Source organism: Vibrio diabolicus (genome assembly GCF_011801455.1).
Taxonomy (GTDB): domain Bacteria; phylum Pseudomonadota; class Gammaproteobacteria; order Enterobacterales; family Vibrionaceae; genus Vibrio; species Vibrio diabolicus.
This window is the reverse complement of sequence record NZ_CP042452.1, coordinates 673,877-691,236: the sequence shown is the minus strand read 5'-3', so window position 1 is coordinate 691,236 and position 17,360 is coordinate 673,877. Positions and strand designations below refer to the sequence as shown.

Annotated in this window: 14 protein-coding genes; 10 read left to right on the top strand and 4 right to left on the bottom strand. The window is 47.3% G+C overall.

What is annotated here, in order from left to right:
* Window positions 1-38: 38 nt before the first annotated feature.
* The gene (locus FR741_RS18430; RefSeq protein ID WP_167427400.1) at window positions 39-1,217 is read right to left on the bottom strand and encodes a thiolase family protein; all 1,179 of its coding nucleotides are present in this window, start codon (window positions 1,215-1,217) and stop codon (window positions 39-41) included.
* A gap of 209 nt (window positions 1,218-1,426) precedes the next feature.
* On the opposite strand from FR741_RS18430, the gene FR741_RS18425 reads away from it, so the two are divergent.
* The 6 genes from FR741_RS18425 (at window position 1,427) to FR741_RS18400 (ending at window position 8,563) form a co-directional block, all read left to right on the top strand.
* The gene (locus tag FR741_RS18425; protein WP_005373242.1) at window positions 1,427-1,813 is read left to right on the top strand and encodes a MerR family transcriptional regulator; all 387 of its coding nucleotides are present in this window, start codon (window positions 1,427-1,429) and stop codon (window positions 1,811-1,813) included.
* A gap of 45 nt (window positions 1,814-1,858) precedes the next feature.
* A complete protein-coding gene (locus FR741_RS18420) occupies window positions 1,859-3,028 on the top strand; it encodes an isovaleryl-CoA dehydrogenase (protein ID WP_069495921.1) in 1,170 nt (389 codons plus the stop codon).
* Between the two features lie 113 nt (window positions 3,029-3,141).
* Complete coding sequence (locus FR741_RS18415) at window positions 3,142-4,749, top strand: carboxyl transferase domain-containing protein (protein WP_167427399.1); 1,608 nt, start codon at window positions 3,142-3,144, stop codon at window positions 4,747-4,749.
* A gap of 107 nt (window positions 4,750-4,856) precedes the next feature.
* The gene (locus tag FR741_RS18410; protein ID WP_167427398.1) at window positions 4,857-5,639 is read left to right on the top strand and encodes an enoyl-CoA hydratase-related protein; all 783 of its coding nucleotides are present in this window, start codon (window positions 4,857-4,859) and stop codon (window positions 5,637-5,639) included.
* Window positions 5,632-7,680 carry an acetyl/propionyl/methylcrotonyl-CoA carboxylase subunit alpha gene (locus FR741_RS18405; RefSeq protein ID WP_167427397.1) on the top strand — a complete coding sequence of 683 codons (2,049 nt, stop codon included), beginning with the start codon at window positions 5,632-5,634 and terminating at the stop codon, window positions 7,678-7,680. The genes FR741_RS18410 and FR741_RS18405 overlap by 8 nt, the downstream gene beginning before the upstream one ends.
* Window positions 7,661-8,563, top strand: a complete 903-nt coding sequence (locus FR741_RS18400) for a hydroxymethylglutaryl-CoA lyase (RefSeq protein WP_167427396.1) — start codon at window positions 7,661-7,663, stop codon at window positions 8,561-8,563. The genes FR741_RS18405 and FR741_RS18400 overlap by 20 nt, the downstream gene beginning before the upstream one ends.
* An 87-nt stretch (window positions 8,564-8,650) precedes the next feature.
* Here FR741_RS18400 and FR741_RS18395 read toward each other — a convergent pair whose 3' ends face one another.
* Both FR741_RS18395 and FR741_RS18390 read right to left on the bottom strand, forming a co-directional pair.
* Window positions 8,651-11,272 carry an ATP-binding protein gene (locus FR741_RS18395; RefSeq protein ID WP_167427395.1) on the bottom strand — a complete coding sequence of 874 codons (2,622 nt, stop codon included), beginning with the start codon at window positions 11,270-11,272 and terminating at the stop codon, window positions 8,651-8,653.
* A gap of 11 nt (window positions 11,273-11,283) precedes the next feature.
* Window positions 11,284-12,120, bottom strand: coding sequence for a phosphate/phosphite/phosphonate ABC transporter substrate-binding protein (locus FR741_RS18390; RefSeq protein ID WP_167427394.1), 837 nt, complete (start codon window positions 12,118-12,120; stop codon window positions 11,284-11,286).
* A 132-nt stretch (window positions 12,121-12,252) separates the two neighbouring features.
* Here FR741_RS18390 and FR741_RS18385 point away from each other — a divergent pair, with 132 nt between their 5' ends.
* On the top strand, window positions 12,253-12,573 hold the full coding sequence (locus FR741_RS18385; protein ID WP_167427393.1) for a DUF1840 domain-containing protein: 321 nt from the start codon (window positions 12,253-12,255) through the stop codon (window positions 12,571-12,573).
* Window positions 12,574-12,811: 238 nt separating this feature from the next.
* Window positions 12,812-13,360 (top strand): sugar O-acetyltransferase, encoded by a 549-nt coding sequence (locus FR741_RS18380; RefSeq protein WP_167427392.1) that lies wholly within the window; start codon window positions 12,812-12,814, stop codon window positions 13,358-13,360.
* A 9-nt stretch (window positions 13,361-13,369) separates the two neighbouring features.
* On the opposite strand, the gene FR741_RS18375 is transcribed toward FR741_RS18380, so the two are convergent.
* Window positions 13,370-14,785: an aminotransferase-like domain-containing protein gene (locus FR741_RS18375; protein ID WP_011106430.1), complete on the bottom strand. Its 1,416-nt coding sequence runs from the start codon at window positions 14,783-14,785 to the stop codon at window positions 13,370-13,372.
* Between the two features lie 154 nt (window positions 14,786-14,939).
* Between FR741_RS18375 and FR741_RS18370 the strand changes: the two genes are divergently transcribed.
* Together FR741_RS18370 and cydB are read left to right on the top strand one after the other, a co-directional pair.
* On the top strand, window positions 14,940-16,304 hold the full coding sequence (locus tag FR741_RS18370) for a cytochrome ubiquinol oxidase subunit I (protein ID WP_167427391.1): 1,365 nt from the start codon (window positions 14,940-14,942) through the stop codon (window positions 16,302-16,304).
* Window positions 16,305-16,332: 28 nt separating this feature from the next.
* The gene (gene cydB / locus FR741_RS18365) at window positions 16,333-17,340 is read left to right on the top strand and encodes a cytochrome d ubiquinol oxidase subunit II (protein WP_167427390.1); all 1,008 of its coding nucleotides are present in this window, start codon (window positions 16,333-16,335) and stop codon (window positions 17,338-17,340) included.
* The last annotated feature ends 20 nt before the right edge of the window (window positions 17,341-17,360 follow it).

Below are 17,360 nucleotides of genomic sequence, written 5' to 3'. Positions count from 1 at the left end.
GACTACTGTTATGTAAGTGAAACTTTGTTGAGAGTGATTTAGCAGATTTCAATCGCGATAGCGGTTGCCTCGCCGCCACCAATACAAAGCGATGCAACGCCACGTTTACCGCCTGTTTGTTTAAGAGCGTGAATCAAAGTCACGAGGATTCGGTTACCACTTGCACCGATTGGGTGGCCTAAAGCGCATGCACCGCCGCGAGGGTTCACTTTGCTTTCGTCCAGTTCGAGTGCTTTCACCGCGTATTGAGTCACGACGGCAAAGGCTTCATTGATTTCCCAAAGGTCCACGTCTGACTTGTCCCAGCCCGTTTTTTCCAGCAGCGTTTCAATCGCAAATACCGGTGCGATGGTGAACTCATCCGGCTGTCTTGCATGCGTGCTGTACGCGACAACTTTGGCTAGAGGTTGAAGGTTTTCCTGACGGCCAAATTCACTATCAACCAATACCATTGCCGATGCACCATCAGAAATAGAACTGGAATTTGCTGCCGTTACGCCGCCATCTTTAGCAAACGCAGGGCGTAAGGTAGGAATTTTAGTGACGTCGAGTTTACTCGGTTGCTCATCATCTACAACCAAGGTTTCGCCGCGTCGACTTTTTACGTTAACAGGCACGATCTCTTCTTTGAAAAAACCTTGTTCGATTGCTTGCTGCGCACGAGTCACCGACTGCTGCGCCCAGGCATCCATACTTTCACGGCTGAACTGATACTTTTGCGCGGTTTGTTCGGCAAAGACCCCCATCAATTCGCCTTGGTAGGCATCCTGCAAACCGTCATAAAACATGTGATCAAGCACTTGCTCGTGACCTAAACGGAAACCATCACGCGCTTTCTTTAATAGATAAGGAGAAGAGGACATGTTTTCCATACCACCAGCGATAACCGCATGCGCATTACCAGATTGAATAAGATCATGTGCCAGCATGACGGTTTTCATACCCGAGCCACAGACTTTGTTCAATGTCGTACAACCGATCGATTGTGGCATTTCTGCTTTAAGACTTGCTTGTCTTGCTGGCGCTTGCCCCACGCCGGCGGGTAAAACGCATCCCATCAACACTTCGTCTATTTTTTGCACATCGAGTTGGCTTTCGGCTAGTGCCCCTTGGATGGCTTTCGCACCGAGTTCCGTGACATCTGTTGAAGCTAATGCACCTTGAAAAGAGCCGATAGGCGTTCGCTTGGCGGCAACAATCCATGTTTCATTTTTCATTCCATTAACCTTTTATTGACGTTTACGTCATAACTATACTAACATTTACGTTAACGTCAAGTTTGAGGTTATTGTTTGTTCGAGTGACTATTTTATTTCGAGTAAATGCGAGTGATATCAAGGCTCAAGAGTGGATGTTGTTTATTTACTTTAACGTTAACGAATTGTATATTCGTATGAATGTTATACGAAAGTCGTAAGGTTAAGGAATGAACACATTTAAGATCAGCGAGCTCGCGAAAGAGTTCGACATTACTACCCGAAGTATTCGCTTCTACGAAGATTTAGGTCTCCTAACTCCGGAACGTAAAGGCAACACACGAATCTACAATGGTCGCGATCGAATTCGACTAAAACTGATTTTGCGAGGTAAGCGATTGGGCTTTTCTCTTGCAGATATCAAAGAGTTATTTGAACTCTACGATACCGATCAAAGTACTGAGCAGTTGAACTATATGATTCGGTTGATCGAAGAGAAGAAGGCAGCATTGCAACAGCAAGCAAACGACATTCAAGCGGTAATGATGGAGTTAAATGCTGCGCAGTTGCGATGCCAAAACACACTGAGATCCATGAAAGGCGAAAAAGTCACCTAACACCTCAACTCTGGGATGTAGGTGACGTAAAGGCAAGGACACGCAATGAAATCTACCTACTCTTCCCTGAACTTTGTTTATGACGAAAATACCGATTTGCTTCGCGAACAAATCAATAGTTTTGCTGCAAGAGAAATTGCGCCGCTAGCGCAATCTATCGACCAATCTAACGACTTTCCAAACCATCTTTGGTCCAAACTGGGTGACATGGGTCTTTTAGGTGTGACCACCAGCGAAGAGTTTGGTGGTGCGAACATGGGTTATCTCGCCCACGTTATCGCTATGGAAGAAATCAGTCGAGCATCCGCTTCGGTTGCGTTAAGTTACGGCGCTCACTCCAATCTTTGTGTCAACCAAATCCACCGCAACGGCACACAAGCACAAAAAGAAAAATACCTACCAAAACTCATCTCCGGTGAACATATCGGTGCCCTTGCCATGAGTGAACCCGGTGCAGGCTCAGATGTGGTCTCTATGCAGCTTAAAGCGGAACGTAAAGGCGATATATTCCTGCTAAACGGCAACAAAATGTGGATCACCAACGGCCCAGATGCGCACACCTATGTTGTCTACGCCAAAACCGACCCAAGCCAGCACTCCAAAGGCATCACGGCCTTTATCGTAGAACGCGGATTCCCTGGATTTACTCAAGCACAAAAACTCGACAAGTTGGGCATGCGCGGCTCGAATACGTGTGAGCTGGTCTTCCAAAACTGCGAAGTCCCTGCGGACAATATTCTCGGCGAAGAAAACCAAGGCGTGAAAGTATTGATGAGCGGCCTCGACTACGAACGTGTGGTACTTGCCGGTGGTCCACTTGGCATCATGCAGGCGTGTATGGATATCGTTGTGCCTTACATTCACGACCGTAAACAGTTCGGTAAATCCATCGGTGAATTCCAGCTAGTTCAAGCAAAAATCGCTGATATGTACACGCAAATGAACGCAGCTAAAGCGTATGTTTACGCCGTTGCTGCTGCTTGTGATCGCGGTGAAACCACACGTAAAGATTCTGCTGGTGCGATCCTCTACAGCGCAGAACTGGCAACCAAAATGGCATTAGATGCCATTCAGCTACTCGGTGGTAACGGCTATATCAATGAGTTTGATACCGGTCGTTTACTTCGTGATGCCAAGCTGTATGAAATCGGAGCCGGCACTTCAGAAATTCGCCGCATGCTTATTGGTCGCGAATTGTTTAACGAAAGCGCCTAATAATCAGCCCAGGCGTTCTGACTAAAAAACATTTTCTTAATCAACCCAAATCTTATTCAACCTAAATAAAGACGGGTGGTACCACCCGTCTACCGAATGGAGATCGGCTATTTATGGCTTGTTTGACGACCAATATTAATACCCATTCAGAGCAGTATCAGGAAAACTACCGCTCTATGGCGTCTCTTGTGGATCAACTCTATACCGTGACCGCGCAAATCGAAGATGGTGGCGGTGAAAAAGCACGCGAGCATCAGCAGAAGAAAGGCAAACTTCCGGTACGTGAGCGCATTCTTGCCCTACTCGACCCCGGCTCATCTTTTTTAGAAATCGGTCAGTTTGCTGGCTGGGATGTGTATCCAGATTACGTTCCATGCGCGGGCGTAGTAGCGGGTGTTGGTGTGATTGACGGCACCGAGTGCATGATCGTCGCCAACGACGTGACGGTAAAAGGCGGCAGTTACTACCCACTTACCGTGAAAAAGCACTTACGCGCACAGGAAATCGCAGAGAAGTGTCAGTTGCCGTGTGTTTACTTAGTCGACTCTGGCGGTGCTAACCTACCCCGCCAAGATGAAGTATTTCCAGACAAAGACCATTTTGGCCGTATTTTCTACAACCAAGCCCGTATGTCGGCCAAGGGCATCCCGCAAATTGCAGTGGTCATGGGGCTATGTACCGCTGGCGGGGCGTACGTTCCTGCCATGTGTGATGTTTCCATCATAGTCAAAGAGCAAGGCACGATCTTCTTAGCGGGCCCTCCTCTGGTAAAAGCAGCAACAGGCGAAGAAGTCAGCGCGGAAGATCTTGGTGGCGCAGACGTTCACTGCCGCACCTCTGGCGTGGCGGACTATTACGCAGAAAATGATCACCACGCGTTAGAGTTGGCAAGACAGGCCGTTTCTCAAATCAACCACTTGAAACCCGTCCAACTCAAGCAAAAAACGCCACAGGAACCACGCTTTCCTGCGCGAGAGCTGTACGGCATCGTCGGAACCGATCTTAAAAAGCCGTTTGATGTAAAAGAAGTCATTGCCCGAATTGTTGATGATTCGCAGTTCGATGAATTTAAAGCGCTATTTGGTGAAACTTTAGTCTGTGGCTTTGCCCATATTCACGGTATGCCGATTGGTATCGTCGCCAACAACGGGATTCTATTCTCTGAGTCGGCGCAGAAAGGCGCGCATTTTATTGAGCTGTGCGCACAACGCAAAATTCCTCTGCTTTTCTTGCAAAACATCACTGGCTTTATGGTCGGTCAGAAGTACGAAGCCGAAGGCATCGCCAAACATGGCGCGAAAATGGTGACCGCGGTGGCGTGTGCAGACGTACCAAAGTTTACCGTGGTTATTGGTGGTTCGTATGGCGCAGGCAACTACGGCATGTGTGGTCGCGCTTATGATCCAACCATGATGTGGATGTGGCCAAACGCACGTATTTCCGTAATGGGTGGTGAGCAAGCAGCAGGCGTAATGGCTCAAGTGACCCGCGATATAAAGACGCGCAAAGGTGAAAACTGGAGCACTGAAGAAGAAGAAACATTTAAGCGTCCGATAGCTGAACAGTACCAAACTCAAAGCCATGCGTATTACGCCAGTGCTCGTTTGTGGGACGACGGCATTATTGACCCTGCGAAAACCCGTGATGTTGTCGGCATTGCTCTGTCTGCTGCGCTTAATGCGCCGATACCAGACAGCAAATTTGGCATCTTCCGTATGTAGTCAGATGCAAGGCAAGCCTTAACTCCTCGCTATCCACCGATGTTTATCCGAGTACTGGTTAGCGAGTATTGGAATATCAGACTGAAATGTCAGACAAAGGAAGTCACATGACCGGACTACTGCTTGAAAAAGACAGCAATGGCGTTGCCTGGTTGAGCCTGAATCGGCCAGAAAAAAACAACGCGTTTAATGACGAATTGATTGCCTCACTGATTGAGACACTAGAACAACTCGAAAAGGAAGATTCTCTCCGTGCACTGGTGTTAACTGCACAGGGAAAACACTTTTCTGCGGGTGCGGATCTTGGCTGGATGCAGTCAATGGCCACCAAAACCGAGAGTGAAAACCTTCAAGATGCACAGCAACTAGCAAAACTTTTGCATACGCTGGATACCTTCAGTAAACCAACGATTGCCATGGTGCACGGCGCAGCATTTGGTGGCGCGCTTGGGCTGATCTGCTGCTGCGATATTGCCATTGGCACACCTGAGAGCCGCTTCTGTTTGAGTGAAGTGAAACTCGGCTTATTGCCCGCGACCATCGGTCCCTACGTAATCCGAGCAATTGGACAACGACAAAGCCGACGCTACTTTTTAACCGCGGAACTGATTGATGCCGAAACCGCGCTATCGATGAATATTCTTCATCAGATAGACGCTCAACCACGTGAAGCCGTCAATCGCACCATTGATCACCTGCTTAACAACGGTCCACAAGCCATGCAGGCGGCAAAAGCGCTCTGCTTACGTTGTGACAACCAACCTATCGATCACTCATTAATTGAATACACCAGCCAAGCGATTGCTGCTGCTCGCGTGTCCACCGAAGGACAAGAAGGACTGAGTGCATTTTTTGAAAAGCGCGCCGCCAATTGGAGGAATCATGTTTAAAAGAATACTGATCGCAAACCGCGGTGAAATTGCCTGCCGAATCATTAAAACCGCAAAAAGCATGGCTATAGAGACGGTTGCCGTCTATTCCGAAGCGGATCGCAGCAGCTTACATGTTAAACAAGCAGATTTCGCTGAATTTATCGGCCCTGCTCCGGCGAGTGAGTCGTATCTTGATATCGATGCGATTATCGGCGCTGCGAAAAAATGGCAAGCCGATGCTATCCACCCTGGGTATGGTTTTCTTTCCGAGAATCCGAAACTAGCCAAAGCGTGCAGCGAAAATGGCCTCGTCTTTATTGGCCCTTCCACCAGCGCAATTGAGGCAATGGGTTCTAAATCTCAAGCCAAGGCAATCATGTCAGAGGCGAACGTGCCCTTGGTTCCCGGCTATCACGGCACAGACAACAGCGTTGAGCACTTATTGGCTGAAGCAGAGAAAATCGGTTATCCAGTGATGCTCAAAGCAACCCAAGGGGGCGGCGGTAAAGGCATGCGAGTGGTCAACAGCGCCGCCGAAATGCCCTTGGCCATCGACGGTGCGCAGCGTGAAGCGCTTTCAAGCTTTGGCGATAAGCAGCTTCTAATCGAAAAATGCATATTGCAGCCTCGCCACGTTGAAGTTCAGGTATTTGCTGACCAACATGGCAACTGTGTTTACCTGTCTGACCGCGACTGTTCCATTCAGCGTCGTCACCAAAAAGTAGTCGAAGAAGCGCCTGCTCCCGGTCTTAGTGATGAACTGCGTAAACAAATGGGTAAAGCCGCGGTTCAGGCCGCTCAAGCGATCGACTATGTTGGCGCTGGCACGGTTGAATTCTTGCTCGATAGCCGCGGTGAGTTCTACTTTATGGAGATGAATACCCGTCTGCAAGTTGAACACCCTGTCACCGAGTTGATCACTGGCGTTGATTTGGTTGAATGGCAATTCAAAATCGCAGCTGGTGAGTGTTTACCGATCTCGCAATCCGAAATCACTCATAACGGCCATTCAATCGAGCTGCGAATTTACGCCGAAGACGCAGACAACGACTTTATGCCGTCAACTGGCCGCATTGATTACTTGCATGAGCCCACTTCAGACAGCAATGTCCGCTTAGCGTGCGTGCGCGTTGATAGTGGTGTTACCCAAGGCGATACCATCAGCGAATACTACGATCCGATGATCAGCAAACTGATCGTCTGGGGGCAAACTCGTGATATCGCCCTAAAGCAGCTTAAACAGGCGTTAACTCAATATCACGTGCGTGGAGTCACGACAAACATTGGTTACCTGCACAGCATTATTTCACAGCCAGCCTTTGCCAATATCGAACTTGATACCGACTTCTTGGTTAAACACCAGCAAGGCATCAGCGCGCAACAAAATGTGTCGGATTCTATCTGGCTAACGTTGGCAGCGGTTGCTCGCTGGAATGCTCTCACTGCTAAATCAGGCAGCTCAACGTTACCCGCGCCAACCAAACAGGGTTTTAGACTGTCGGTTGCCAACGTTTATCGATTTAACTTCACGGATGCCAATGCCAACCATCAGGTACGTTTGCAACAATCATCGCAAGATACAGGATCTCACTTCACTATCCGATGCGGCGAGGAGTTGCATCAAGTCATCCTGCTTGAAAGTGAGAGCCAGTTTATCGTCGATATCGATAGTGTGCGTTACACCTTTAATGCGCTCAACGACGAGCAAAAGACGACGCTGTTTTATCTTGGTCAGCAACGTACCTTTGCTCACCAACCAAGTTTTGAATCCGCAAAAGGTCAAGACGATGAACTTAGCCCAACCGCGCCACTGAACGGTGTGATCTCGGCGGTCATGGTGAATAAGGGAGACGAAGTAGCGACTGGCGATCCGCTGTTAGTGCTCGAAGCGATGAAGATGGAGTACACCATCACAGCTCCGGTAGCTGCAACTGTTGATGAGATTTTTTATCAGCATGGAGACCAAGTACAGCATGGTTCGATACTGCTGCATTTAGCTTCGATACCCGAAAATGTCTCTGTCGATAAGGAGCGTGAGTATGCTACCAGCGAAGGTTAATATCGTCGAAGTTGGTGCTCGCGACGGCCTGCAAAATGAAACGTCAGTGACGCTGGTTGATAAAATCCGTTTGATTAATCTGCTGAGCAACAGTGGCTTAAAGCACATTGAAGCAGGCTCTTTTGTCTCTCCAAAGTGGGTACCACAAATGGCCGATTCCGATCAGGTGTTTGCTGGTATCACGCAAAAGCCTGACGTGGTTTACAGCGCGCTCACACCAAATCTCGCAGGATTAGAGCGTGCGCTGGAAAGTGGTGTAAAGCAAATTGCGGTGTTTGGCTCCGCTTCAGAAGCGTTCAGCCAGAAGAACATTAACTGCAGCATTGCCGAAAGCCTCTCTCGTTTTGAGCCCGTTATCGAACTAGCGAACCAGCACAACATACCTGTGCGCGGGTACTTGTCTTGCACTATGGTTTGTCCCTACGAGGGAGAAATAAAACCAGAGCAAACCACCGCGGTAGCGAACGCGCTGTTTGATATGGGATGTTATGAAATTTCGCTCGGTGACACGGTCGGTAAAGCAACGCCTAATCGCGTTATCGCCATGCTGGATTCGCTGTTAACGCAACTGCCAAAAGACGCGTTAGCCGTGCACTTCCACGACACATACGGGCAAGCGTTAGCCAATATCTACCAAGCCTTGCTGATGGGGATCAATACCATTGATAGTGCCGTTGCAGGACTGGGCGGCTGCCCTTACGCAAAAGGGGCCAGTGGCAATGTGGCAACCGAAGATGTGCTTTATCTGTGTGAGCAACTTGGGATTGAAACAGGGATTAATCTCAACATCATCAATGAAGCGGGTTGGCAAATTTCTCGAGCCTTAGGTAAAAGGCCGATGTCGAAAGTGGCGTTAGCATTGGGTGATCCAAACAGCTTGTAAATTGCTCAACCTACGATAAACAACTACAAACGAGCATGTTTAATAACATGCTCGTTTTCTTTGAGCCGATTTAATCTAACCGAAACACTAAACAGAAGCGTGCTTTTCCTCTGCAAGGGTATGGCATCCCCACTTCGCGATCATATTAAGCAAATCACTTTTCTGAACTGGTTTTGTCAGGTAATCATCCATACCTAATGCGATACTTTTTTGTTGCTGCTCTTGCATCGCATGTGCGGAAAACGCGACGATTGGGCACCAAGGAAACGCACCACTTTCCTGTAACTCACGAATGTCTTTTGTCACGCCAAAACCATCTTTGTTTGGCATAGAAATATCGGTAATCACCAAGTCCGGAGAAAGCTGTTTATAAAGTTCAACGGCTTCAACACCATCTTCCGCCAACGTCAGTTTAACACCTGTGTCTTGCAACATTTTTTCAATCAATATTCGATTGATATGGCTGTCTTCTGCGACTAATAGGTGCAGGCTAGAAAAGTCAGGATTCTCATCTGAGGAAAGTTCTCGACGCTTTTGTGTCTTAGTAGAAAACAGAGCTTGCAGTTTATGCTGCGTGACCGGTTGCGGCAATAAACGATCCCGCTCGCACGACCATGCCTGCCCTTCCTCCATCACGCAAGGTGCAAGGAACAGTACCCGTTTGGCAGCGGATTCTGTCGCATCAAGCTCATAGAGCTCATCTCTATCTTGAGCATTGTTTACACTCGCGAGGATACGATCAAAACCATCCAATTTTTTACCCAAAGACTGCGCAGTTGACCAATCGTTGGCATGAGTAACTTCAATGCCAATCTCTTGAGCTAAATGTATCAAGTGTTGCACGCGCGGTTGATAATCATCAATCAACAATAGTCGATTTGCACTCAGCTCTATCGGTTCGGCAAGAAGCTGACTTTGCTTAGGCAACTGCAAACTAAAGCTAAAACACGACCCTTTGCCAAAATCCGAATGCACACAAAGCTCGCCGTTGTACATGCTGATCAAACGTTTTGAGATTGCCAACCCCAAGCCTGTACCTTCATGGCGTCTTGTCGCGGAGGTATCGACCTGCTCAAACTTATCCATAATATGAGCCAATCGATCTTCGGGAATACCAATGCCCGTATCACTCACGGAAAAATCAAAACCGTGCTCACTTTCTCTGACTTTGAGTAGCACATGGCCTTCATCCGTGAATTTCACCGCATTACCGATCAAGTTAAGCAAGATTTGATTAATCCGACCTTTGTCGCCGACCACGACCGTATTCATAGACAATGACATATCAACCAACAACTTGAGGTTCTTTTTATCCGCCTGATAGGCACACAAAGCGGTGCAGCTCTCGACGAGTGAACGCAAGTCAAACTCCTCTTCAACTAACGTCAACTTGCCCGCTTCTACTTTGCTGTAGTCGAGGATGTCATTAATGATGGTCACAAGGTTGTTGGCAGATTTGTGCAGCAAGAGTAATAACTCCCTTGGCTCTCGACGGTTTTCGTTCTCAAGTAATATCTCGCTGATCCCCATGATCGCGTTCATTGGGGTACGAATCTCATGGCTCATGTTCGCCAAAAATTCCGATTTGGCTTGCATCGCCTTTTTCGATTTATCTAAAGCAGACGACAGACGCCTCTCCATCCTGCGCCTGTCGGTGATGTCACGCTCTACCGCAATAAAACGTAACAGCCCGCCATCTTCATCAAACACAGGAGAGAGCTCCAACTCGACCCAATACGGGTGCTTCGACTTGGTATAGTTGAGTATTTCAACCCTAATAGGAGAGTGCTTACGGACACTTTTTGAGAGCAATGCCACCGTATTTGGGTCTGTGTCTGGCCCTTGGAGTAACTCGCCCGGCGATTTGCCAATAACTTCTTCCAACGTATATTCGGTTAGCTGTTCAAACGCAGGGTTTACCCATGCAATAGTGCCGTCAGGGTGAGTAATGATGATGGTATCACGCGCATGTTCAGCAACCTCAGCAAGCTGCGATATTTTGGCCGATAACTGTTGCTGGGTTTGATGCTCTTGCTGAAGTTTAGTTTGCGCTTGTGCTAAAGAGCGTGACATTTGGTTAAACGCTTCGCCAACACGTGTAACTTCGTCATTGCCTGAAATCGAAATTTGCGAACCCGGACCTTGCTGTGAAACCTTGATTACCCCAGTACGAAGAAGATCGAGCCGCTTCATCAAATAGCTACCGAGAGCATACGAAAACATGGCCACCAGCGACATTTCAATAAAGGCGATAACCAAACTTGCATGAGTCGCAAATGAAAGTACTTGATGTACATGTTCAACATTCACACCCATTTCAACCTTACCGAAAGTCTGCTCTCCAAGAGTAATCTCTTGCGCAACATCGTAAACTCCATCGGTCACATCAAACGGTCTCACACCAGTATCAACACCGCTGTAATCCCCTTGTAGCGTCAGCTCGACGCCATCTTGATTAACAATACGAATATAAGCCAGCCCGTGTTCACTTACGACAGAACGAGCAAAACTGTCTAGATAGGCTAAGTCCGTCGCAATCACCGCATCTCTCGACGCCTGAGCAAATACACTCACCAAGTGTTGGCTCCCAACCTCGAGGCTAGTCTCGTTGGAACTTTCCAACCAATTAAGCCCACTAATGATGAGTACACCGAGCGCAAGGGCCTCAATAAGAGCAATGCCAAGTATCGTTTTCGAACGCAGCGTCATAGGACAACCATTTATCTTGAGATTCCCAATTGAACAACATCTTGCCAATCTTGGTCTTGTGCAAGCTGTAACCCGTCAATATTGAGTAAAGTAAAACTCTCCTGTGCTTTTGGATCATCATTAAGTTGCGAAATTGCCTTTCGTAAGGCAAGAGTAATCTCTTCATCGACATTATTTGAAACCGCAATAGCATGAGGCGTATAACCAGCAGTTGTATAAATGATGCTAAGTTGGTCTTTTATTTCACTCGGTAAGCTCTCAAATGTACGCTTCACGCCACCACCAGCAATGTACAAACCTTTAAGTACCCCCAAATAGACTGAGTCGTGCGAACCGACGTATTTAGGCGTAAACTTGATGCCTTTCTGCGCCAACTCTGATTGTGTGATGATAGAAGCAGCAAATGCTCGTGGGGCAGGAAAAGCGATGGTCTTGTCTTGCAGCTCATCAAGGGAAACCGGCTTCCCTCGCCTTGCTACAATAATGCCTGTAATGCGCTTATTTTTCGCTCTTGCTAACGCCGTATAACCTGGGTTTTGATTCACCAACGTAAAGTGATATGGGTTCATGTATGCAATGTCGTAGGCTCCAGCCATCAAGCGAGCTTCGAATGTGGGAATATCACGTGCCGTGGCAAACTTAATCTCAACGCCAGCAAGATCTCCCCAGCGTTGCAGTAATGGCTGCCATTGTTGCACTAGTTTGGTCGCCGACTGTTGCGGTACGACACCAAAAACAATGGAAGGTTGAGCAACGACAGAAGGTGACCATATGCATAACACCATAAGCAACGTAAATATTCGCTTGTGAAGCCGCCAAATCAACGTCTTTAATTGGGAGTTCAACAAAATCATCTCCTTATGTTTGTCTTTCGTTAAAGATAGATAGCTATCTGAAAGATTGCGAATTATCGGATTAAATTGCCTCGTGTCTCAGATACCATTTATACTCAAATGAACACCTACAACAGGAGCAGGTAAATGCTTATTACATTTCGTTGCCATAGCCACTCGAACGTCACTATGTTTGGCGATATTGCGATAAAGATGATCAAAATGATGGGGCATAGTGGCTCAGTACCAGGGTCAATTTCCGCTCAAGACATCCCTGATGCTCTATCTAGATTGACCTCCGCTCTCGCAGCACAAGAAGCGATAGAGAAGAACAACAGTCAAGCAACGGAAGAAGATGAAGAGCAAGAGGAACAAACGGTCAGTTTAGGACGCAGAGCATTTCCACTTATTGAGCTTTTAAAATCTGCTATTAAAGAAGAGTGCGAAGTGATGTGGGACAGCCAATAAATGCTCCAAATCAAGCTGTGGAGAGGAAAGCAACATCCAATCTATACTTTCCTCCCCTGCTAAAAGGAACTTACCCAATTCACTTCTCTATTTGAATGACTCTTAACGAGTGCTTACTCAAACCTATTGAATATAAATCAGTGATAAACATCTGATTTCATAATAAAAATCCCCTATTGACTGAAACACTCACTTATCATTGTGGCCTCAACTGCAAACCATTAATGGAATGATTGTTATGTCAGAACTGACTCGGATGCGCTCTGGAGAAACCTATAATTGCCTGGATGAAGAACTAAAGCTCATGCGCGCCAAAACCGCGCAGCTTGTCTTCCAATTTAACCACGAACCAAACCCAGATATCCGTAGACAACTATTGGCGGAAATGGGCGTCCAATTAAAAAACAGCGCCTGTATAGAGCCACCGCTTCAACTTACCTACGGTTGTCACTTGTCCATCGGAGAAAACACCTACATCAACTGGGATGCCATTATTCTGGACAATGGACAGGTTGAGGTTGGCGCGAACGTCATGATTGGGCCTAGAGTGCAAATTTACACAGCCGCTCATTCACTCGATACGCAAAGACGCTTAGCCGGAGATGAGATCGCCAAACCGGTAAAAATCGGCAATAACGTTTGGATTGGTGGGGGCGCTATCATACTGCCAGGCGTGACCATTGGCGATGAGGCCGTCGTCGGCGCTGGCTCTGTGATAACCAAAGACGTTGCGCCGGGCGATCGAGTTGCTGGAAATCCGGCGCGCTCCATTAAACCAAAAAACTGAAGAAAGTCGCTATTTTGCCAAATGATCGCGAATAATGTTGGCAAGCAGATTGAGAGCATGGACGTATTTGTCATTAAGCTCAAAAGAAGCGTTAAGACGAATACAGTGATCGTATTGTTCTGTCAGGCTGAACATCTTTCCCGGTGCGATGCTGATATTATCTTTTAGCGCTTCTCGATATATCTGCAAGGCGTCGATATGCTTGGGAAGCTCTAACCAAATAAAGTACCCGCCGCTTTGGCTTAACACTTTGACTTCTTCAGGTAACAGCTCATTAAGCAGATTCGTCATCTTACTTTTACGTTCAAACAGCTTTTTCCGTAACTGCTTCAAATGCGATTCATAATTGCGGCTTGTTAAATAGTGCACCAATGTCATTTGCACTGGTGCACTCGTCGCTAATGTACTCATTAGCTGTAACTTTTGTACCTCTAGCGCCCGCTTTCCCGCCGCAACCCAACCAATACGTAGCCCTGCGATTAATGATTTTGAAAACGAGGAGCACAACATGGTATTGCCCGTGTCATCAAACATTCTTAGTGGGTAAACCGAGTCATTCTCGGCATGCAGTTCGCTGTACACATCATCTTCAATCACTGGCACGTTATATCGCTGTGTCAGCTCAATCAGCTTTTGTTTTTTCTCGTTGGAGAGCGTAAAACCCAGAGGATTCTGGAAGTTCGACATAAGCCAACATGCTTTCACATCGTGTGTTTGCAGCGCTCGTTCCAATGAATCTAGGTCAATGCCCGTGACCGGGTCTGTTCTTACTGAGAGCGCTTTCAAACCTAACCGCTCTAAGGATTGCAATGCGCCATAGAATGCAGGCGACTCCACAACCACCCAATCTCCCGGTCTTGTACAAGCTTGCAAACTGAGCGTTAACGCCTCCAGCGCGCCTGCCGTAATGACAATTTCATCGGGTGAAATTTCAATGCCTTTCGCAGCATAACGCTTCGCGATGATGGTGCGTAATTGTTCGTTTCCTGGAGGTAAGTTATCAAAGGTGGTGGAAATCGGCATATTGCGAGCGGCTGCGCTCATCGCCCGATTCACGTGATAGCGTGGGTACAAACTTGGATCTGGATAGGCAAAGCCAAAATTGATCATGGATGGATTTTTACTCGCCTGCAGCACATCAAAGATAAACTCATTGATGTCTACCTGCTCTGTCCACGAAACCGCGGCTGGCGCTTGGGGTTCATTTGAACTCTTAATATTGGGAGCGACTCGATAACCAGAGCGCGGCTGTGAGGTGACCCAGCCTTGAGATTCCAGAATTTGATAAGCGTGCAATACCGTCATCAAGCTCAAACCCGAGTGTTCAGATTGGCGACGCAGAGAAGGCAGTTTGTCACCCGGGTGCCATATCCCCGATTTTATCTGCCTTTTAAGCTGTTCCACTAACTCTTGATACTTCGCCAAACGCAAATCCCCCTCCATAAAGCTGAACTCAAAATAATAGCACTTCAATATTTAATCTGTTATAGGTTTATAGTCACTGTCTGTACCTACTTCCCCTACTCCGCTCCTTTTAAAATAGCTCTCTCATAAAACTTAAAAGATCAAAGGAAGTTTAATGTTTGGCCTCGACGCATTTATGCTTGCACGGATACAGTTCGCCTTTACGGTATCCTTTCATATTATTTTCCCCGCTATCACCATAGGTTTGGCCACCTATCTCGCCGTGCTGGAAGGCTTATGGCTAAAAACACGTAATCCCGATTACCAAAAGCTCTATCACTTCTGGTCGAAAATTTTTGCGGTTAACTTTGGAATGGGTGTTGTATCTGGTCTTGTCATGGCCTATCAATTCGGCACCAACTGGAGTGGTTTCTCCGACTTCGCTGGTTCTATCACTGGCCCATTACTGACTTATGAAGTATTAACGGCTTTCTTTCTCGAAGCCGGATTTCTTGGCGTGATGCTGTTTGGTTGGCGTCGCGTCGGAGAAAAGCTGCACTTTTTTGCAACCTCGATGGTGGCGTTAGGCACGATCATTTCGACCTTCTGGATTCTCGCCTCCAACAGTTGGATGCAAACGCCACAAGGCTATGAAATTGTCGACGGACGCGTGGTACCAACCGACTGGTTTGCTATCGTTTTCAATCCTTCATTTCCTTATCGTTTGGCGCACATGAGCGTCGCGGCTTTCGTCAGTTCAGCACTCTTTGTAGGCGCGTCAGCCGCTTGGCATTTATTGAGAGGCAATCAATCGACTGCGGTAAAAACGATGTTTTCGATGTCGCTCGGGATCTTAGTGTTCCTTGCGCCACTCCAAGCCGTGATTGGCGATGTACACGGGTTAAACACTCTCGAACACCAGCCCGCCAAAATCGCTGCCATCGAAGGACATTGGGATAACAGCGATGGCAAACCAACCCCATTGATATTGTTCGGCATGCCAAACATGGAACAAGAACGCACAGACTATGCCTTAGAAATTCCTGTTCTAGGAAGTTTGATCCTACGCCACAGTTTAACTGAGCCAATCCCGGCGCTGAAAGACTTCCCGAAAGAGGAACGACCGAACTCACCTATCGTCTTTTGGTCATTTCGAATCATGGTCGGGTTAGGACTTCTGATGATTTTTCAAAGCTTCTACAGCATATGGTTACGAAAAAAGAACACGCTTTATACCTCGCGTTGGTTCCTCAAGTTTTCATTATTTATGGGGCCATCTGGTCTTATCGCAATACTCGCTGGCTGGTTTACGACAGAGGTTGGTCGGCAACCTTGGGTCGTGTATGGCGTACAAAAAACGCGTGATGCGGTTTCTGCACACGGAGACCTACAAATGAGCATCAGCCTGCTGTGTTTCCTTGTTGTATACAGCTTGGTATTTGGTTTTGGTTATTACTACATGATCCACCAAATCAAGAAGGGCCCCGATACAATCGAGCACGATGAGCACGACATGACGACCGTTTCAGGCCGCATCTAGAATTTGTCACAAAGTGAAGGTAAAGAATATGCATTTTGATTTATCCGTGATTTGGTTCGCGATCATCGTTTTTGCCACTTTGATGTACATCATCATGGACGGATTCGATTTGGGTATTGGAATACTGATGCCCTTCATCAAGGATGAAAAACAAAAAGACGTCATGGTCAACAGTGTCGCGCCTGTTTGGGATGGTAACGAAACTTGGATTGTGCTTGGAGGTGCATCTCTATTTGGCGCTTTTCCCATGGCTTACGCAGTAATTATTGAAGCACTAACCATCCCTTTAACGTTGATGTTGATTGCTTTGATCTTTCGTGGCGTAGCATTTGAGTTTCGCTTTAAAGCATTGGAAAACCACTTAAAGTTCTGGGACCGCTCTTTTATGGTCGGCTCGATTTTAACCACGTTTTTCCAAGGCATCGTTGTTGGCGCGGTAATTCAGGGCTTTGCAGTGGAAAACCGCGTCTTCGTAGGTAGCCAACTCGACTGGCTCAGCCCTTTTCCCATCTTTTGTGGCTTCGGTTTAGTCGCAACCTACGCGCTGCTTGGTAGCACATGGCTCATCATGAAGACGGAAGGTGAACTGCAAAACACGATGTACCGCTTCACTAACAAAACACTACTGGCGATGATCTCCGCATTAGTCATTGTGAGCGCTTGGACTCCACTTGCTTACCCTGCCATTGCGGAAAGATGGTTTTCTCTGCCTAATTTGTTCTACTTACTGCCCGTACCTGTCATTACTGGGCTGGTATGTTTGAAGATTGCCGACTCCGTTAAAAAGCGTAAAGAGCGCAGCCCTTTCGTGATGGCATTGGTGATCGTGATTCTCGGGTTCGCTGGGCTTGGCATCAGTATCTGGCCAAATATCATTCCTCCTAGCATATCAATATGGGAAGCAGCCGCTCCTGCAAGCAGTCAACGCTTTATGCTCGTTGGAGCAGTGATCATCATCCCGATCATTCTGGCTTACACCTTTTGGAGTTACTACGTCTTCTCTGGAAAAGTGAAAGAAGACGAAGCGTACCATTAACGAGTTGATAAGGAGTGAGT